This window comes from Vibrio sp. 1-1(7), from assembly GCF_013048485.1.
GTDB classification, from domain to species: domain Bacteria; phylum Pseudomonadota; class Gammaproteobacteria; order Enterobacterales; family Vibrionaceae; genus Vibrio; species Vibrio fujianensis.
The window spans coordinates 638,199-658,031 of the sequence record NZ_VHSP01000002.1; the positions used below are offsets into that span (position 1 = coordinate 638,199).

Annotated in this window: 12 protein-coding genes; 8 read left to right on the top strand and 4 right to left on the bottom strand. The window is 41.4% G+C overall.

What is annotated here, in order from left to right:
* Positions 1 to 114 precede the first annotated feature (114 nt).
* A complete protein-coding gene (locus FKN05_RS10790; protein ID WP_170887479.1) occupies positions 115 to 594 on the top strand; it encodes a DUF4442 domain-containing protein in 480 nt (159 codons plus the stop codon).
* On the opposite strand, the gene FKN05_RS10795 is transcribed toward FKN05_RS10790, so the two are convergent.
* Positions 591 to 1,940, bottom strand: coding sequence for a hypothetical protein (locus tag FKN05_RS10795; RefSeq protein WP_099611213.1), 1,350 nt, complete (start codon positions 1,938 to 1,940; stop codon positions 591 to 593). The genes FKN05_RS10790 and FKN05_RS10795 overlap by 4 nt on opposite strands.
* A 101-nt stretch (positions 1,941 to 2,041) precedes the next feature.
* Between FKN05_RS10795 and FKN05_RS10800 the strand changes: the two genes are divergently transcribed.
* A complete protein-coding gene (locus tag FKN05_RS10800) occupies positions 2,042 to 2,875 on the top strand; it encodes a CvfB family protein (protein ID WP_170887480.1) in 834 nt (277 codons plus the stop codon).
* A 189-nt stretch (positions 2,876 to 3,064) separates the two neighbouring features.
* On the opposite strand, the gene rsmF is transcribed toward FKN05_RS10800, so the two are convergent.
* The 3 genes from rsmF to FKN05_RS10815 form a co-directional block, all read right to left on the bottom strand.
* Positions 3,065 to 4,489 carry a 16S rRNA (cytosine(1407)-C(5))-methyltransferase RsmF gene (gene rsmF / locus FKN05_RS10805; RefSeq protein ID WP_099611215.1) on the bottom strand — a complete coding sequence of 475 codons (1,425 nt, stop codon included), beginning with the start codon at positions 4,487 to 4,489 and terminating at the stop codon, positions 3,065 to 3,067.
* A 95-nt stretch (positions 4,490 to 4,584) separates the two neighbouring features.
* The gene (locus tag FKN05_RS10810; RefSeq protein ID WP_170887481.1) at positions 4,585 to 6,852 is read right to left on the bottom strand and encodes a PqiB family protein; all 2,268 of its coding nucleotides are present in this window, start codon (positions 6,850 to 6,852) and stop codon (positions 4,585 to 4,587) included.
* The gene (locus FKN05_RS10815) at positions 6,845 to 8,104 is read right to left on the bottom strand and encodes a paraquat-inducible protein A (protein ID WP_170887482.1); all 1,260 of its coding nucleotides are present in this window, start codon (positions 8,102 to 8,104) and stop codon (positions 6,845 to 6,847) included. Before FKN05_RS10815 ends, FKN05_RS10810 begins: the two co-directional genes overlap by 8 nt.
* 248 nt (positions 8,105 to 8,352) lie before the next feature.
* Between FKN05_RS10815 and msrC the strand changes: the two genes are divergently transcribed.
* The 6 genes from msrC (at position 8,353) to FKN05_RS10845 (ending at position 19,790) form a co-directional block, all read left to right on the top strand.
* A complete protein-coding gene (gene msrC, locus FKN05_RS10820; RefSeq protein ID WP_099611217.1) occupies positions 8,353 to 8,826 on the top strand; it encodes a free L-methionine (R)-S-oxide reductase MsrC in 474 nt (157 codons plus the stop codon).
* Between the two features lie 100 nt (positions 8,827 to 8,926).
* Complete coding sequence (proQ, locus tag FKN05_RS10825) at positions 8,927 to 9,550, top strand: RNA chaperone ProQ (protein WP_099611218.1); 624 nt, start codon at positions 8,927 to 8,929, stop codon at positions 9,548 to 9,550.
* Between the two features lie 17 nt (positions 9,551 to 9,567).
* Positions 9,568 to 11,565 carry a carboxy terminal-processing peptidase gene (prc, locus tag FKN05_RS10830; RefSeq protein WP_170887483.1) on the top strand — a complete coding sequence of 666 codons (1,998 nt, stop codon included), beginning with the start codon at positions 9,568 to 9,570 and terminating at the stop codon, positions 11,563 to 11,565.
* 256 nt (positions 11,566 to 11,821) lie between these two features.
* Positions 11,822 to 14,425 (top strand): aminopeptidase N, encoded by a 2,604-nt coding sequence (pepN, locus tag FKN05_RS10835; RefSeq protein ID WP_170887484.1) that lies wholly within the window; start codon positions 11,822 to 11,824, stop codon positions 14,423 to 14,425.
* Between the two features lie 76 nt (positions 14,426 to 14,501).
* Positions 14,502 to 14,720, top strand: coding sequence for a DUF2835 domain-containing protein (locus tag FKN05_RS10840; RefSeq protein WP_099611343.1), 219 nt, complete (start codon positions 14,502 to 14,504; stop codon positions 14,718 to 14,720).
* A 228-nt stretch (positions 14,721 to 14,948) separates the two neighbouring features.
* On the top strand, positions 14,949 to 19,790 hold the full coding sequence (locus tag FKN05_RS10845) for an NAD-glutamate dehydrogenase (RefSeq protein ID WP_170887485.1): 4,842 nt from the start codon (positions 14,949 to 14,951) through the stop codon (positions 19,788 to 19,790).
* The last annotated feature ends 43 nt before the right edge of the window (positions 19,791 to 19,833 follow it).

Here is a 19,833-nt window from a genome sequence, read left to right on the forward strand (position 1 = left end):
AAAGTGATCAAGGCAGTGGAATTAAAGTAGAACCGCCTCATTTTTTAACATTCTGTTGACATTTTTCTTGGCTTGGAATTTACTGGTCTGACAAGTCAATGAGGATGTGTGGTTATGCTTTCAGCACTTACTAAAGCAAATTTTTATTTAAATTATTTTGGTTTTCTTAAAGTCCCTTTAATTTGGTATTGTCGGCCAAAAATTCTCTCGCTTAGTGCTCAAGCGGTAGAAGTTTCTATTCCTTTAAAGCGACGTAATAAAAATCATCTCAACAGTATGTATTTCGGTGTATTGGCTGTGGGTGCTGATGTGGCTGGTGGATTTATGGCGATGCATAAAGCCCAATTGCGTGGCCAACCGATTTCACTGGCGTTTAAAGGGGTCAAAGCGGAGTTTTTTAGGCGTCCTGAGGCTGCAGTTCATTTTCATTGCGATCAAGGTAAAGTGATTGATGAAATGTTAGATCAAACCATCGCAACAGGACAGCGAGTAAATAAGGCGATAAAAATTATCGCCACATGCCCGTCGCTGCATGGCAATGAGCCAATGGCTGAGTTCTGGCTGACGTTATCACTAAAATGCAGTAAAGCTTAGTCTAATGTTATTGATTCGATATCTACAATTTTGCTTCGGTTCAGAACGATTTTCCAACGGTAATAAACCGGAGGATGTTGATGATCATCTTCTCGCACGATTAAGTTAATGAGATGGCGTTTTTCAACGGACTCTCGGCTGACTTGGCCGTTATTAAGACGATAAATTCGGTTAGAACCTTTATCCATTAAACGTGTAATCGGCCTGAGGTCGATCATCATTGATTCTCGAGTTTCTTCATAACCGCTCATAAAGCGCGAGGTGGACATTTCAACCTTAGAGCAGTAGTGCAAAATTTGTTCTTCTCGTTGAACCACTCGTTTCTTTCTTAGTTTTTTAATTTTTTCCGGTAAAGTGGATAAGTTTCGATAATCGAGCCACTCATCTTTTTGTCCTACCTGTTTCGCTGTACTCGGGTCAAAGTAACGACGACGCCATTTAGGCTTACCTTTACGAATCCAGCGCCAAAGCATATCACGTAGATCATCTTTGAATATTTCGCGTAAAGCATAAATGAAAGACATGGCAATAATAAAAGAGGCGGTAATTTCGCCCCAATAATCACGAGCTGACACCGCAGTAATGGTCACGATGACCATAATTAAGCCGGTGGCTACGCCTTTAACCGCTCGCTTCATATTATTGCCCAAGGAGGTGACTTTCTCATTGAGAATAATAGGATGCTCAATGAGGCGGCGTAATAAACGCATTTTATTGCTTAATCGCGTGATATCCGTATCAGCCTTCGGCGAGTTGTAATGATTGAGTGCTCGGTGTGCTTGTTCTTTTTCTACTAAAGTGATCAATCGCTCTTTGATGGTTTTATAATCACTGTCGCGGGTTAAATGAGCAATAATAGAAAGAAACTTTTGTTCAGTATACCAAGAAAGATAGTTATCGATATTAGCGTAATAACGCTTGATGCTTTCTTCGTAAGGAATGGTACGTCTCAAACGTTTAAGGATATCAAGCGATAGCTCTATCACAGTATCGACCTCATCTGCTGTAACGTTGTCACTGTTTGAGTTGAGCTGACTTACCGCTCGATCTAAAGCGATCACGTATTGATAGGCAAAAAGACTTAAGCTGACACGATATTGAGTGGATGAAAGCCGGCCTCGTTGTGCCAAGCGACTGTGTACCAGAGGAAGCAGAATTTTATCGCTGTAATAGGAACGCTTTTGATGAATTGAGCTATAGAAAAACTCAGATTCAGACATCACTTCCGGTGTTAAACCGAGTTCTCCTGGAATAAATAAATAAGCATCGAGATCCAGTTTTTTACTTTTTGACATTTCGGTTGAAATTTTTAAAGTAACCGCGTCATGCTTATCTACAATGATCAACGAAAGCTCCTGAAAAATTACTGAATTTTATCTTTACAATAGGGAGAAAGCATACCAGAGATCACGTATAATCTCTGCAAATTTGCTGTGAGACGTTTTACATGATTAACATTGGCCAGATTAATAGTTTAGAAGTCGTAAAGATAACAGACTTTGGTGTCTTTTTGGATGCGGGAGAGTTTGGTACCACACTGTTGCCTAAACGATATATTCCAGAAGCGGTTGAATTAGGGCAGTTTATCGATGTGTTCTTATTTTTGGATTCAGAAAACCAACTGGCCGCGACAACAGAAATGCCGATTGCACAAGTGGGTGAATGGGGGTTAATGCAAGTTGTCAGCGTTAACAGTACTGGGGTTTTTGTGAGCTGGGGAATTAAAGATAAAGATCTACTGGTTCCTTTTAGTGAGCAGCGCGCCCGTTTTACTGTCGGACAAACGATTTTGGTTTATGTCTATATCGATAAAGCTTCAGGGCGGATAGTTGGAACCACAAAATTTAATAAATGGCTGGATAAAACGCCAGCCCACTATACTCGTAACCAACAAGTTGAGCTTTTGATCGCAGAGCGTTCTGAACTTGGCTATAAGGCAATTATCAATGGTTCGCACTGGGGAATGATTTTCCCTTCCGATGTGTTTGGAAAGTTATTTATCGGTAAAAAGCTTAAAGGGTACATCAAGGGGGTTCGTCCTGACGGTAAAATCGATCTTGCCTTACAAAAGATCGGAGTAGAAAAGATGGATGAGCTCACTTCAAAGGTGCTAGAAATATTAGAGAAAAAGGGGGGATTTTTGCCTTTGTGCGATAAATCATCTCCAGAAGCTATTTTTGCTACCTTTCGCACCAGTAAAGGCACGTTTAAGAAAACGATTGGTAGTTTATTTAAGCAAGGTAAGATCATCATTGAACAAGATGGTATTCGCTTAGTGTAGTGTCTAATGATAAAAAAAGGCCCGAAACTCAAGGTTTTGGGCCTTAGGGGAAGTTAGTTCATAAGGGAACAGCATTACTCTCTGAATATCTTCTTCGTTATTCGAGAATAACAACCCAAGTATAGTTCATTTTTTGAAGATCAGGATGCAGGTTGGCTTCTTGGCTTCACCATCGCATTGCCTCGTGGACTAAAATAAGTTTTTATCCTTGACTCGCTCTCTTGGAAGTCCATTTTTAATTCGGTTACTGACCCATTTACCTAATCCGATCGCGTGCCCTTGGTAAGAGACGATCACTTCACCTTGGTTTTGACTCTGCTCTGGGCGGATGTCTCTGCCCATAAACCACTCCCTTGCTTGTGCTTTTGTTAGTTCTATACGATGGATATTATGGCCAACTGCCAGTGTGGTCGCTAGTTGGTGCTGCCAGCGGTATCCATGTTTATGAGTCTCTGCGATTTTAATGCCCATGCGAGAAAACCTGAGTTCACCTAGCATGGGTTCTAATGCCGTGGGGAATAGCCAAATATCATTATCTCGTAACCAGAGACTGGTTTCGTTGGGGAGCGTAATCCCTAAAGACGTTTTTAGTTGTTGATTTATTTCGGCACAAATTTTAGCGTTGGCCTTTTCAAAAGGAAATTGGCCTAAGCGCTTTTTCACTTGTGGTGAAGGTACCGCAGCATTTTTTCTTATCCTAGCAACAAAAAAACCTTCACAATCATATATTTGAGGAAATATATGTAAAAATCCCTCTTCAGTGATGGCATGAGAAGCTTGTTCAAATAGCGAATCTAGCCGTTCAAAAGTCACTGCATCACCATAGGTTTTCTTTAAATGCCAGCATATGTCTTGGTTTTCTTCGCGGCTTAAAGTACAAGTAGAGTAGACCATGATACCGCCCACTTTTAATGCTTGAAACGCACTTTCAATTAAGCTTTTTTGGGTACAAGCAATAGAAAGTACTGAAGATTTACTCCAATTTTTCATCGCATCAGGATCTTTACGAACGGTTCCTTCTCCCGAACAAGGGGCATCTAGTAAAACGGCATCAAACTGTTCTGGCAACCATCCCCCAAAGACTTGGCCATCAAAGTTGCTTAAAGCAACGTTTCTTATTCCGCAACGCTCAATGTTAGCATGAAGAATTTTTACCCGGCTGGCAGAATATTCATTGGCGACTAATACACCTTGATTATCCATTAATGCCGCCATTTGAGTCGTTTTTGAACCAGGCGCTGCAGCCATATCTAATACCGCATCAAACGTTGCGGTTTGCTGCATAAATAGGGCTGAAACGGGCATCATTGAGCTGGCTTCTTGAATATAAAACAATCCCGCCATATGTTCTGCTGTATTTCCAAGCGGAACTTCACTTTCATCAGCGGTGATCCAAAACCCGCAATCACACCAAGGTATAGCGTCTAATTGCCAGCCTTTACTTTGTGCCTGCTGCATAAAATCTGACACCGTGATTTTCAACGTATTAACTCGAATGCTTTTTCGTAACGGCCTTTGGCAGGCTTGAATAAAGTCAGACAGATTTAAATGGGGAGGAAGAATTTCGGCAATAGTGGTAAGAAATTCTTCGGGTAGGGCAACGTTGGAATGCAAAACGGAGTCTCGTTTGAAAATTTAAAGGCCATAATTATATACTGAACACGGTCACAGGAGAAGTTTCAACCCATTCATGGTCATGGTTTTCATGGTCATGGTTTGGGAATGGCAGTTTTCCATTTTTTCCAATCTTTTTGTGCATGTGGATGCAAGTAGAAAGTGTGCCCTCGTGGTGCTGGCTCGAATAATGTTTGATGATCTGGGGTTGCAAAGGCGATACCCCCGCGGACCAAACTATCAAAAGTCCCTGACTTAATATTAGCGCCAGATAAACCGATAGAAACATCCATGCCGGAGGTATTCCAGAACACGGTATTTTTACGAACCAGATAGGCATATTGCGGAGCGATTTCTATCGTGGAGATCACCCGATCAGCAAGAGAGCCCAGTTGGATATCAATAACTTTCCCCACCTCCATGCCTCGATAACTGACTGGTGTATCGATCGAAACAGAGCCTTTTTCTTCACTTTGTAGAGTAAATTGAATGCCTTCGGGGTGATAGGGGCGAGTCGCTAAGGTAAATGTGTGCCTCTTGTTTCCATTACCGGGCTGAACTTCAATGGTTTTGATGAGCAAGCTATCTAAATTGGTAATTCCATTGAAACCCACTTTTACCTCTGCGACCCAAAAAGCGGTATTGGTGCGAGTAATAAAAGAGGCATATTTCGGTTGGACTCGTGCAGAAATTGTCACTCTTTTATCCGTAAAGTTAGGTGAAACAGCCATCACTTCACCAATTTTAACGCCTCGGTATTTGATCGGCGTTCCTTGGCTAATTCCTGGGTTGGTTGCTGCTATTAACGTTATCGACTCACCAAATTTTTGCGCGCGTTGATAGCTTTCATATAATTTCCAGAATTGCCCATGTTTATTTTCTATTCCCGGCAGATTGTCAAAGGCGATGCCACCTTGTAATAGGCTTGGTAACGGTGCTGTTTGGATATGGATGCCAACGAGAGAAGCATCGATTGTGACGCCCGATTGGTTCCAGAAAACGGTATTGTCATCGATGAGGTGGCGATATTGATCATCGATGTTAATTACAATCTCAATTCCGTTAGGTGTGAGAATAAAGCGTTCGACTTTACCAACGGTTAAGTTTCGATACAGCAATGGCGACCCTTCATTCAAGCCATATGTACTTTCTGACAATAGTGTTATTTCGAGCTGTTGTGAGTACCTCTTAGCGTCGTCTTTTGCTCTTAGAGCGGTGAAATGTCGAGTGTGATCGCCCTGACCTGGGATCAATGTTAAATAATTGCCTTTTACCAGATTGGGGAGGTTTTCTATTCCTGAAATGGAAACGTTAGCTTCTTGCAAAATAAATCGACTACCGCGAGTCAACATCTGACTAAATGACGGTTGGATCGCTGCATGTGCGATAACGTGAGTGTGATCATCACTAAGTTGTAAACGTACGACTTGACCGATTTTAATCCCCTTATACATAATGGATGTACCGGATGGATTTATGCCGCTATTATCAGGTAAATGGATGGTAATCGGTATGCCAAGCCCGGCAGCTTTTAAGTCTTTGTAGAGTTTAAATTGGTGATGTTGTGCTACTTGCTTCCCCCCCTCCGAAGAGTCAACAGCAATGGCTCCACCTACCAGGGTACTTAAACTTTCTAACTGTATATCTATACCATGAACACCTAAATGAGCCCCGAGACCACTGACATTCCAAAACCGGCTTTTAGAGGTAATTAAATGACGATATGCTTCTTTGATTGACGCTTGAATGAGTACCAATTGAGTCTGTTGATCCAGTTGATAGCGAAACACTTCCCCGATAGGAATCTTCTTATACATAATTTGTGATCCGATCGATAATCCTCCTAAATCATCAGCGAGTAGAGAGATAATTAATCCGCCATTCGCGATTAAATCGGATGGTGCATTATCATCAGCAGCAAATACTTTTGGATGTTCTATTGGTTTTGATTCTGTATTACCGGGATGAATGGCAATGTAGTTACCAGATACGAGCGCATCAAGCCCTGAAACACCAGATAAACTCGCTGTCGGTTTGACGAGCCAAAAACGTGTTGAGCTCGAAAGTAACGTTGTGGCTTCTGGATAGATCTCGGCGTCAACGTAAATACGATCAAGTTCTGGGGCCAGCTTGATCGCTTTTATGATCCCGACTTCTAATCCTTGATAACGAATTGTTGTGCGACCAGCGATCAGACCTTGAGCATTAGAAAAATAGATCTGAATACGTTCTCCGGAATCATGAATAGCTTTTGTGATAAACCAAGCAGCCAATAAAACGGTGATAATGGGTAATATCCACAACGGGGAAATCCCTGTATTCCGCTTAATTTCAGGAGAGTAAGAGATGGGCTGCTTATTCATCAGAAGACTCACTATGATTTGTATTAACCGCGATAGAGTCCCATATTAAACGGGAATCTAGACTTTCAGTCGCCAGCATGGTCAAAATAACAACGCAGCCAAAAGCAACCGCGCCGTATCCTGGTGTAAAATTAAGCAATTGGCCATGGTCAATCAAAGATAGCATGATAGAGATAACAAAAAGATCCATCACCGACCACTTACCAATCCACTTAATGATGTAATAGATCGTCATTCGTTGACGATGATAACGAGTACAGTGATATTGAATAGTCAGAAGTAGATAAATCAGCGCTAAAATTTTCACAACTGGTACCACAATGCTGGCGATAAAAATAATAGCGGCAATAGCGTACATGCCATTGTTGATTAAAGTCACAACGCCGGAAAAAATAGTATCCTCTAGCCGCTGGCCGTGACTAATGAAAATAGAGATAGGAATAACATTGGCAGGGATAATTGCAATGGCGGCCAAACAGGTATAAGCCCATGTACGTTGAATCGATAGTGGTTTTCGGTAATGGAGTTTTTGGTTACAGCGTATACAGTACTCGTTTACGTCTTGAGACAAGTGGCAATAATGACAATGCATGCGTTTTTGACTCAACTTAGGATAATGACTTTCTGGCTGCCACGCTTCCCAATAGCGTTGATTACTTATTCTACTGATTAACAAAATCGTTAATATTTGTAGGAGCAATAGGCTGTAAAGGGCAGGCCCAATAAAAATATCGGCATAGTCGATTAGCTTAAAACAAGTAACGGCAACACTGACCAGAAAAACATCAATCATCGACCAGGGTTTTAATTTTTGCATGGCGAGCAGTGAATAACGAAAGATATTAAACCAGCGATAATGCAGCGCGAAATGCGCCAGCATGATCGTCATGAGTATCAGTAATGGAGCCAAAGAGCTACAAAAAAAGACCAGAAGGGCCAAAGCAGGGTAACCTTCAGAAGCGATAGCCCATATTCCAGCAGGTAAAGAAGCGGAGATCATTATTCCAAACAGTCGAATGGTTAAAAAGTTAAACCAGTGTGCGAGGATAAGTAGTAGTAGGCAGGTTATTGCAAGCGCAAGGTTTCCAGATAATGAAGGATGAGTACCTTGATATAACAGCGAGCCGCACCGGGGACAATAGGCACTTTGCTTTGGTTGAATGGCAACACGATAAACGGCAAGCTCACAGCCCTGGCACAATTGAATCTGTGTTTCTTTATCTTGCATGTTGACGGATACTTTTATTTGCATAAATAGAATCCAAATTTTCTCGCCGAGTGAACAATCACAGTATCAAGTGTAGTTGAGCTGAATTTATTGGTAGAGAAAAGTCTCACTATCTTTAGAAGTGATAGCAAATAGAAAGTGATTTTCTCTTGAGTTTTTTAAATCGAGCAGATAAAAAGAGTAAATAACACCAACAATGAAGCCAAGATGACTTGTTTTATCTTGATCATGGCTGCATCTTTTTTAGCACAACTCTTTAATGGAAAATGGTAATGAACATAGAGGACTACCAACGCTTAACTCAGCAAGCGATCGCCTTATTGGAATCAGAATCCGATTTAGTCGCAAATCTTGCCAATTTAAGTGCACTATTGAATATGGAGCTGGATAACATTAATTGGGTTGGCTTCTATTTATTACGCAACGATGAATTGATATTAGGCCCATTTCAAGGCCAACCTGCTTGTGTGAGAATCCCTGTTGGTCGAGGGGTTTGTGGCACCGCGGTTGCGAGCAATACGGTTCAACGGGTGGATGATGTCCATGCTTTCCCTGGACATATTGCCTGCGATGCCGCCAGCCTTTCTGAGCTGGTTATCCCTTTTTCTATCCATCAGCAAGTGGTCGGTGTTCTCGATATTGATAGCCCAATGACTGCGCGTTTTTCACCAATCGATCAACAAGGATTGGTTTTTTTAATGACTGAAGTAGAAAAGGTGCTCAATTCACATGCGAACAAAGCATAATTTCGCCTTTGCCTGTGGTTTTTCGTTGTCAGGTCACTATAATACCGAACATATTTATATTTAATGCTCCGCGGACCAGCCGCATCAACCAGGAATCCTCATGGAAAACACTGAAAAGTTAAAAAACAGCAAAGAAGTGATTGCGTATATTGCTGAATGTTTCCCTAAATGCTTTACTTTAGAAGGTGAGGCAAAGCCTCTTAAAATTGGTATTTTTCAAGATCTTGCTGAACGTCTTAATGATGACCCTAAAGTAAGCAAAACTCAGCTTCGAGCTGCGCTAAGGCAATACACCTCGTCATGGCGTTATCTACACGGAGTAAAAGCTGGTGCAGTTCGGATTGATCTTGATGGTAATGCTTGTGGCGAACTAGAAGAGCAACATATTGAACATGCTCAAACCGCATTAGCTGAGAGCAAAGCTCGAGTGGATGCTCGTCGTAAGGAGCAAGCAAAAAAAGCTCGTGAGGAAGCGAAGGCAAAACCTAAAGCGAAGAAGCCTCAAGCTCGTCGCCCTCAGGGCTCTGCAGCAAAAAATGAGAAAAAACCAGTTGAAACACGCGCTTTACAATCTGATGAACTCAGTGTTGGTAAGCAAGTTAATGTGAACATGGGTAAAGGCAACATGGCAGCGACCATTGTTGAGATTAATAAGGAAGATGTGCGTGTCCAACTCGGTAACGGCCTACAAATGGTTGTGAAGACGGAGCACCTGCGCGCATAAAGGAGATATTCCTACGCATGAAATGCCGTTTAAAATTAACATCAATTGCTGCTAGCTTACTGCTGGCAGCCTTTTCTGTTCAGGCTATTGAAGCCAACCTCAAAATTAACGATCTTCCTCATTTAACGCCAGAAGTTCAGCATGAAACGGCGAGTAAAAGAGTGACTTCGCGTTTTACTCGTTCTCATTATAAACATTTCTCTTTAGATGATGCGTTTTCTCAAGCAATTTTTGCACGCTACATTGGCATGCTAGATTATAACCGTAATTTGTTTACTCAAGCGGATATTGATTCTTTTAAAGATTGGTCATTGCAACTGGATGATCAATTAAAAGTAGGTAATAACCAAATAGCCTTTGATCTTTATAATCTATCCATGCGTAAGCGATTTGAGCGATTTCAATATGCTCTGTCGTTACTAGATAAAGAAATTACTTTTGATTCAGATGATGCGATTGAGCAAGATAGAACCCAATCACCTTGGCCGAAAGATCAAGCCGAAATTGATTCACTTTGGCAAAAGCGAGTTAAATTTGACGCACTCAATCTGAAATTAGCGGGTAAAACATGGCCTGAAATTCAAGAAACGTTAGCAAAACGCTACAACAACGCGATTAAACGTTTGACCCAAACGCATAGTGAAGATGTTTTTCAGGTCTACATCAATGCTTTTGCGCGCCAAATTGATCCACATACCAGCTATTTATCTCCTCGTAATGCAGAGCAATTTCAGTCTGAAATGAATTTATCGTTGGAAGGTATTGGTGCCGTACTACAAATGACCGATGATTATACCGTAATTCGCTCTCTTGTTGTTGGTGGGCCTGCCGCAAGTAGCAAACAGCTGAGTGAAGGTGATCGAATTATTGGGGTCGGCCAAGAAAAAGGTGAAATGGTTGATGTTATCGGATGGCGTTTAGACGATGTGGTTCAACTGATTAAAGGCCCAAAAGGCACGAAAGTTAAGCTACAAGTTTTACCTGAAGGGAAAGAGGCTAAAAGTTACATTGTCACTATAGTTCGCGATAAGATTCGTTTAGAAGATCGAGCCGTCAAATCTCAAATTATTGAAAAAGACGGTAAAAAAATAGGTGTATTGGAAGTTCCTAGTTTTTATGTTGGTCTGTCACAAGATACAGATACCCTCATTTCTGAACTAAAAACGGCTGGAGTGGATGGTATTATTGTTGATCTTCGCAACAATGGTGGTGGTGCTTTAACGGAAGCAACGGCACTTTCTGGACTATTTATTACCAGTGGCCCTGTGGTACAAGTTCGTGATAGTTATGGCAGAGTTAACGTTAATAGTGATACGGATGGAAAAATCAGTTACCAAGGCCCCATGACGGTATTAATTAATCGTTACAGTGCATCAGCCTCAGAAATATTCGCCGCAGCAATGCAAGATTATGGACGTGCGATCATTCTTGGTGAAAACTCCTTTGGTAAGGGGACGGTTCAGCAGCACCGTTCTTTAAATCATATCTATGATTTATTTGAACAGGAGCTGGGGTATGTGCAGTACACGATACAAAAGTTCTACCGAATTGATGGTGGCAGTACCCAAAATCGAGGCGTGATTCCTGATATCATCTTCCCAACGCCAGTCAATGCTGAAGAAACGGGGGAAAGTGTAGAAGATAACGCACTGCCTTGGGATAGCATAGACAAAGCTCAATATGACAAGTTATATGATTTTACAGCACAGCTTCCCAAACTGATTGAGCAGCATCAAGCGCGAGTGATGTCTGATCGTGAGTTTAGTTTTATATTGCAAGATATTGAGAAATATAAAGCTGAAAAAGATGATAACCTATTGTCTTTAAATGAAAAAAAACGTAAAGAAGAAATGGAAAAAGCAGACCGACAACGTTTAGAACGGATTAATATTCGTCAAAAATCTTTGGGGTTAACACCATTTGCTAAGTTGAGTGATGTACCAAAAGATTATGAAACGCCTGATGCATATCTGAATGAATCTGTCGCGATCATGGTGGATATGCTTAAGCTGTAATACGTTTGATTGATAATGAAGAGTGGACTTTATCGTCCGCTCTTTTTTTATCACAACCACTTAGCTTACTATCGGTTTGAAAAGTCAGTCAGGGTAGTATTTGTGTATCGATATGAGGCAAAACCAGGTAAGAATAATCGTATTTTTTTTATCTAGGGGGGTTGTTATTAACCCTGACAAGCTTAAGATCACAAGATAATGATAACGGTGATGAACTTTATCAGTCACAGTGATTACGTCAAAAAGGATCCCGACCATGGCGACAAGCCCGCAAGCAAAATATCGCAAAGATTACCAAGCCCCTACGCACACCATTAGTGAGATTGAGTTGCTCTTTGATCTCCATGATAACCAAACTTCCGTGACCGCCATTTCTCACATTCAGCAGCAGTCAGAAAGCTCAACGTTAGTACTTGATGGAGAAGCGCTTATTTTACAATCGCTCCAAGTGAATGGTGCAGATTGGAGCAATTATACTCAGACAGAATCAAGTTTGACGCTTTATCAACTGCCAACGCAGTTTACTTTGAAAATCATTACTGAAATTGATCCGCAAGCGAATACCGCGTTAGAAGGTTTATACAAGTCTGGTGGTGCCTTTTGTACTCAGTGTGAAGCTGAAGGGTTCCGTCGTATCACTTATTATCTTGATCGACCAGATGTACTGGCTAAATACACAACAACCATCATTGCTGATAGAACGCTTTATCCATTCTTATTAAGTAATGGCAATAAGATCGATCAAGGTGAGTTAGAGAACGACAGACATTGGGTGAAATGGCAAGATCCGCACCCTAAGCCCGCTTATCTATTTGCGTTAGTGGCGGGAGATTTTGATGTATTACGTGATCAATTTATTACGTGCTCTGGACGCAAGGTTGAGTTAGCGATTTTTGTTGATAAAGGCAATTTAGATCGTGCTAACCATGCCATGGCATCACTTAAAAACTCAATGCGTTGGGACGAACAGCGCTTTGGGCTGGAATACGACCTTGATATTTATATGGTCGTTGCGGTTGATTTTTTCAACATGGGAGCGATGGAAAATAAAGGATTAAATATTTTCAACTCCAAATTTGTGTTAGCTAATGAAAATACTGCAACTGATACCGATTACTTAGGTATTGAGTCGGTCATTGGACACGAATATTTCCATAACTGGACGGGAAACCGAGTCACTTGCCGCGATTGGTTTCAACTGAGTTTAAAAGAAGGGTTAACCGTTTTCCGAGATCAAGAATTTTCTTCAGATCTCGGTTCTCGAGCCGTTAATCGTATTCATAATGTCCGTATTATTCGTGGGCCACAATTTGCAGAAGATGCAGGCCCTATGTCTCACCCAATTCGCCCTGAGAAAGTGATAGAAATGAATAACTTCTATACCTTAACGGTATATGAAAAGGGCAGTGAAGTCATTCGTATGCTACATACTTTACTCGGTGAAGACGATTTCCAGAAAGGAATGAAACTTTACATTGCACGCCATGATGGAACCGCAGCTACCTGCGAAGATTTTGTGCTTGCTATGGAAGAGGCCAGTGGTATTGATTTACAACAATTTCGTCTTTGGTATAGCCAATCAGGTACCCCATTACTCAAAATTAGCAGCAGTTATCAAGCCAGCTCATCAACTTATACTTTGACGATAGAGCAAACTACCGAACCAACGGCGGATCAACCTTATAAGCAACCGCTACATATTCCGTTGGATATTGAACTCTACCAACAGGATGGGACGGTTATTCCGTTACAATGTAACGGAGAGGTGGTTCATCATGTGTTGAACGTTACTAAGTCAAAGCAAACTTTTGTTTTTGATCAGGTGCCAGAAAAGCCGATTCTCTCTTTGTTACGTGAATTTTCAGCGCCAGTTAAACTTGAGTATGATTATACCGATCAAGAGTTGAGCTTCCTTATGGTGCACGCAACGAATGATTTTGCACGTTGGGATGCCGGACAAATGTTACTGGCTAAATATATTCGGACTCATATTGAATCGATACAGCAAGGAAGGATGATTGAACTCCCAGATAGCGTGATTGATGCCTTCCGGGGGATTTTGCTCAACGATACATTAGAGCCAGCCTTTATTGCAGAAGTATTGACTTTGCCGAATCATAATGAGGTATCTGGTTGGTATAAACAGGTCGATGTGGATGCTATCGCGCAAGTGTTGCATCAATTCAAAGTGATTTTAGCGACGGAATTAGCAGACGAGTTGAGTGCGATTTACCATTTACTGAAACAAGAAGAGTATTCGATTGCCCATGCGGCGATTGGCCGACGTGCTCTACGCAATACCTGTTTAGGGTATCTTGCTTATACTGAGCAGGGTGAACGTTTAGTCAATCATCAATACCAGCAAGCGAATAATATGACCGATACCATGGCGGCCATGAATGCCGCCAATAGTGCTCAGTTGCCATGTCGAGAAGCGTTAATGAATGATTTTAGTGCTAAATGGCAGCACGATGGCTTAGTGATGGATAAGTGGTTTACGCTACAAGGGACAAACCCTGCTAAAGATGCGTTATTGGTGATTAAAAATACCATGCAACATCCAGCGTTTAGCATGAAAAACCCTAATCGTATTCGCAGTCTTATTGGATCTTTCTTAGCGATGAACCCGGTAAGATTTCATGCAAAAACAGGAGAAGGGTACCAGTTTGCTGGCGAGATCTTACGTGAATTAAATACCAGTAATCCTCAGGTTGCTTCACGGTTAATCGATCCATTACTTAAGTTCCGTCTATATGATCAACATCGACAAACCTTGATGAAGAAAGAACTCGAAGCATTAAAGAACTTAGATAATTTAGCCAACGATCTTTTTGAAAAAGTGACCAAAGCGTTAGATTAATAATAAAAATGAGTCGCACAGAGTCGGTACTATGCTTAGCATGAGTACCGACTCAACTGTGGTGCTGAATTGGGCTATGAATCATTACTTTTTTACCCTCAATATCTCTTATCAAACTTTTCTCGCACACTATTCAGGTGCTGCCAGTCACGTCATTGTCATGACTGATAATGGCCTTAAGCTGCAATTGTCTGCGGCAAAATTACGACCATTTCTTAGCCAACTTGGCATCAAAGGACGATTTCGTTTAACGACGGATCAACAGCATAAATTTGTGAAGCTCGAAATGCTGTGATTGGGTAACGAACGTAGCCAACACCCCTGCAGCTTAAAGTGGGAAGGATATATAGCTATGTGAATTGATATACAGCGCACAGTCTTAAACATTTCACGACCAGCGATAGGTTAGGATTGTTAACGTTCAGTTAGCAAATCTTTACAATATTCATCGCATTACTGTAAGCAGCAACTATGCTTACAGCGTAACCCTACCTATCTAATATTCTAATATTTGGAGTCGTTTATGACTGTGCGTGAAGGTTTGATGCCGGTTCTCCTAGAAAAAGTGTATCAACTCATTCAAAACCAACTTGATCCTGCCCAACAGCCCCTAGTTACTCAGCTTGGAGAACATCTATTTAGCAATGTCGCACAAGATGATCTTACCAAGCGAAATGAATCCGATCTTTATGGGGCTTTAGTTAGCCTTTGGCACCATATTACCGAGAAAGATTCACAAGCATTGTCAGTCCGCGTGTTTAATCCCACAGTGAGTAAGCATGGTTGGCAATCGACTCACACGATCGTTGAGATAGTTTTACCCGATAGTCCATTTTTAGTTGATTCAATTAAGATGACGTTAAGTCGTTTAGGATTAACGTGCCATTTGATGCTCAACGGCCCCACTCATATTGACTATGATAAGCAGGGGGGAGTGCAAAGTATCCATCAAGGAAAAGGTTCACTCCAGTCGTTATTCCATATTGAAGTAGACAAGTTAAACACCAAGCAAGACATGCTTGCACTGCAAAATGAACTAGTGGGTATGTTGAGTGATGTTACCTTGGTTGTACGTGATTGGAAGCCAATGGTCAGTCAACTCCAATTGGTCATCAACCAACTTGAACAACAAAAAAAATTTATTCCTGTTGAGTCAGCCCATTATCAAGAAACGTTAAACTTTTTACGTTGGCTCGGAGACCATAATTTTACCTTTATGGGGTATAAAGAGTTTGACTTAGTTAATGTGGAAGGGGATACCGAGTTGCATCCCACCCAAGAAGTCGGGTTAGGTCTATTTTCAGAGATAAAGCGGGTTCGGAAAGTGAAGCTGGCTCAATTTTCGGATGCTGCCCGTTTAGAAGCCAAAAAACCATTTTTACTCATTATTACTAAAGGCAATAAACAATCACGCATTCATCGACCCGCTTATACCGACTACATTGGAATTAAAAAGTTTGATCAGAATGGCCGAGTCATCGGAGAGCATCGTTTCACCGGCTTATACACCTCGGCGGTTTATAACCAAACGGTAGAAAGCATTCCCCTTATTCGAGAGAAAGTGCAACGTATTTTGTTGGCCAGTGGATATCGAGTCGGGTCTTATGCCTATAAAGCGTTACATAATATTTTAGAAAATTATCCCCGCGATGAACTGCTACAAGCCAATGAAAAAGAATTATTAGCCGTAGGGATGGGAGTGGTCCAAATGCAAGACCGAGATCTTATCCGACTTTTTGTACGACGAGATCCCTTTGGACGCTTTTTCAGTTGCATGGTTTATGTGACCAAAGAGCGTTATAACACCGAGCTAAGGAAACAAACCCAGCGGATTTTGAAAGATTATTTTGGGTGTGAACAAGATGTTGAATTTACCACTTATTTCTCAGAAAGTCCCTTAGCAAGAACCCACTACATCGTGCGAGTGGATAATAATAATGCCAATATTGATGTAAAAAAAATAGAGCAAAATTTAATGGAAGCATCAACCAGTTGGGATGATCGACTTTCTCAAGCGATAATCGCCAATTTTGGCGAAAGTCACGGGCGTCCTCTCGCTAAAGCCTATTTAAGCGCTTTTCCTCGATCTTATAAAGAGAGTGTCATGCCCGGATCTGCCGTCTCTGATCTTGAACGTCTAGAAGCTTTAAATGAAGAGCATAAATTGGGAATGCTCTTTTATCGACCTCAAGAAGAGCAAAAAGACTCAAAAGCAGTTCGACTTAAACTTTATCATCGTGATGAGCCTATCCATTTATCCGATGTGATGCCGATGCTAGAAAACCTGGGTTTGCGGATTATTGGGGAATCTCCCTATGAGATCAAAAAAAACCATGGACAAACGTATTGGATTCTCGATTTTTCCATGCTTCACAAAAGTAATAAACAAGTGGATCTTCGTGAAGCACGAGATCGCTTTCAGCAAGCATTTTCTGCAATTTGGCACGGTGAATTAGAGAGTGATGGATTTAACCGTTTAGTGTTAGGCGCATCATTAACAGGACGGGAAGTGTCTATTTTAAGGGCTTATGCACGTTATATGCGTCAAGTTGGTTTTCCTTTTAGTCAACAGTACATTGAGGAGACGTTAAACCATTATCCAGAGTTAGCTCAAGATCTTGTCGCCTTATTTATGTGTCGCTTTGATCCCAGTTATAAGGGGAGAGAAAAGGGACAAGCGAGATTGATCGATCAATTAACCGAGCAATTTGATCATGTTGAAAGCCTTGATGACGATCGTATTTTACGACGCTATATGGAAATGATTTGTGCGACCGTTCGCACCAACTATTTCCAGGTAGATCATCATAAAAAACCAAAAGCTTGCCTTGCTTTAAAGTTTACGCCACGCGATATTCCAGATATTCCAGCCCCCGTGCCAGCTTTTGAAATATTTGTTTATGCCCCGGATATTGAAGGTGTTCATCTCAGAGCTGGTAAAGTGGCTCGTGGTGGACTACGTTGGTCGGATCGACAAGAAGATTTCCGTACCGAGATTCTCGGATTAGTCAAAGCCCAGCAAGTCAAAAATACGGTGATAGTGCCTGTCGGAGCCAAAGGTGGTTTTATTTGTAAAAGACAGCCTTTATTGAATCATCGAGATGAAATTTTTGCCGAAGGCCAGCGATGCTATAAACGGTTCATCCAGTCGTTATTAGATGTGACAGATAATATTGTCGACGGAAAAATTGTTTCTCCCATTAATGTGATTCGCCATGATGAGGACGATCCCTACCTTGTTGTTGCCGCTGATAAAGGAACGGCTACATTTTCAGATTTAGCAAATGCAGTATCAGCCGATGACCACTTTTGGCTAGGAGATGCCTTCGCATCAGGAGGATCAAATGGGTATGATCATAAATCCATGGGGATCACCGCAAAAGGTGGTTGGGAGTCGGTCAAGCGTCATTTTCGTGAATTAGGGATTAATTGCCAAACGACAGATTTTACAGCAATTGGTATTGGAGACATGGCAGGGGATGTGTTTGGAAATGGAATGCTCCTTTCTCAGCATATTCGCCTGCAAGCGGCGTTTAACCATGCGCATATTTTTATTGATCCGAATCCCGATGCTGATGTCAGTTGGCAAGAGCGTCAACGTTTATTTCAACTCCCTCGATCCAGTTGGGAAAATTACAATCCAGCCTTAATCTCTGAAGGCGGAGGGGTATTTTCCCGTAAGGCAAAATCGATTTCTCTTTCAACTCAGATGCAAGCGATGCTAGCAACCGAAAGGCGTTCACTTGCACCAAATGAATTGATCAAATTGATCTTGAAAATGAAGGTCGATTTACTGTGGAATGGTGGTATTGGCACTTATATAAAATCATCTAACGAGTCGCATGCCGATGTTGGGGATAGAGCCAATGATATGGTGCGTATTAATGGCAATGAGGTGCAAGCTAAAATTATTGGTGAGGGCGGCAATTTAGGTATGACTCAGTTAGGGCGGGTTGAATACGCCTTATCTGGAGGCCGTGTTAACACCGACTTTGTCGATAATGTCGGTGGTGTTGATTGTTCTGATAACGAAGTGAATATAAAAATTCTTTTAAATAGTTTAGTTGCTCACGATGATTTAACGGTAAAACAGCGTAATCAACTGCTTGAATCGATGGAAGATGAGGTGGGGCAGATTGTTATCCAAGATGCCTATACACAGGCTGAATCGATTTCTGTGACTGAATTTCTTGGTCTTGAAACGGTAAAAGAGCAGATTCGTTTTATCCATCATATGGAAAAAGTAGGCTATTTAGATAGAAGCTTAGAGTATATTCCAGATGATGAAACATTGCTTGAAAGAGAAAAACAAGGGCAAGCGTTAACTCGTCCAGAGCTTGCCGTTTTAGTCGCTTATGGAAAAATGCGCTTGAAAGAGGAGCTTGCCTGCGATGAGGTCGCGAATGATGAATTTCATGCTAAGCAATTGATCGATTATTTCCCATCAAAGTTACGCGGTCACTATGCGCAAAAGATGAAACAACATCCTCTACGTAAAGAAATTATCGCCACGGCATTGACTAACCAGATGGTTAATGAAATGGGCTGCAACTTTGTCACCCGTTTGCAAGAAGAGACAGGAGCTAAAGTCGTTGATATTGTTAATGCGTATTCGGCCGTTCGTGAGATTTATCAATTAGAGAAAGTGTTACAAGAGATTCGTGGACTCGATAATCAAGCGGTAAGTTCAGTACAATACGATATGATGTTCCAAGTTCGTCGAACATTACGCCGTTTATCTCGTTGGTTATTACGCAATCGAATAAATCAGTCTTCAGTTGTTTCTGTTGTGGAGCATTACCAGTCTGATGTGCAAAAGATCGCTCAACAATTGGATCTGGTACTAGTCGAAAGTGAAGTGCTAGAGCACAATACTCTTGCTGAAAGCTGGATAAATCAAGGGGTCAATCATGAATTAGCCCATTATGTTGCGCGCTTATCTAGCTTATATTCTGCTTTAGACATTTCTGCGGTTTCACACGAAAAACAGGTTCCGGTTGAGCTTACGGCAAAACTTTATTTTAATTTAGGTGATCGCCTATCATTACATTGGTTTTTGAAACAAATTAATCACCAGGCCGTCGAAAACAACTGGCAAGCGTTAGCGCGAGCGGCATTCAGAGAAGATCTGGATTGGCAACAACGTCAATTAACCGCGCAAGTTTTGGCGTGCTTCAGTCACACTGACTCGTCAGATGTACTCAATGCACTAGAGCGATGGATGCAAAATAATACTAATGCTTTGCAGCGTTGGGACAATATTCTTAATGAATTTAAAGTTGGAGCAGTACATGAGTTTGCTAAATTTTCGGTTGCCATGCGTGAATTGATGCTACTGAACTTAAATTGTCAGGGCGTAGAATAAGCATTGAATTGTTAACCGATTAAGTCAATAATAACGCCCCGTT

What these genes read in the sequence shown, in the direction of transcription:
- proQ (WP_099611218.1), top strand. Translation starts at nt 8,927, where the DNA reads ATGGAAAACACTGAAAAGTTAAAAAACAGCAAAGAAGTGATTGCGTAT.
- pepN (WP_170887484.1), top strand. Translation starts at nt 11,822, where the DNA reads ATGGCGACAAGCCCGCAAGCAAAATATCGCAAAGATTACCAAGCCCCT.
- FKN05_RS10815 (WP_170887482.1), bottom strand. Translation starts at nt 8,104, where the DNA reads ATGCAAATAAAAGTATCCGTCAACATGCAAGATAAAGAAACACAGATT.
- msrC (WP_099611217.1), top strand. Translation starts at nt 8,353, where the DNA reads ATGAACATAGAGGACTACCAACGCTTAACTCAGCAAGCGATCGCCTTA.
- FKN05_RS10790 (WP_170887479.1), top strand. Translation starts at nt 115, where the DNA reads ATGCTTTCAGCACTTACTAAAGCAAATTTTTATTTAAATTATTTTGGT.
- FKN05_RS10810 (WP_170887481.1), bottom strand. Translation starts at nt 6,852, where the DNA reads ATGAATAAGCAGCCCATCTCTTACTCTCCTGAAATTAAGCGGAATACA.
- prc (WP_170887483.1), top strand. Translation starts at nt 9,568, where the DNA reads ATGAAATGCCGTTTAAAATTAACATCAATTGCTGCTAGCTTACTGCTG.
- FKN05_RS10845 (WP_170887485.1), top strand. Translation starts at nt 14,949, where the DNA reads ATGACTGTGCGTGAAGGTTTGATGCCGGTTCTCCTAGAAAAAGTGTAT.
- FKN05_RS10800 (WP_170887480.1), top strand. Translation starts at nt 2,042, where the DNA reads ATGATTAACATTGGCCAGATTAATAGTTTAGAAGTCGTAAAGATAACA.
- FKN05_RS10840 (WP_099611343.1), top strand. Translation starts at nt 14,502, where the DNA reads ATGAATCATTACTTTTTTACCCTCAATATCTCTTATCAAACTTTTCTC.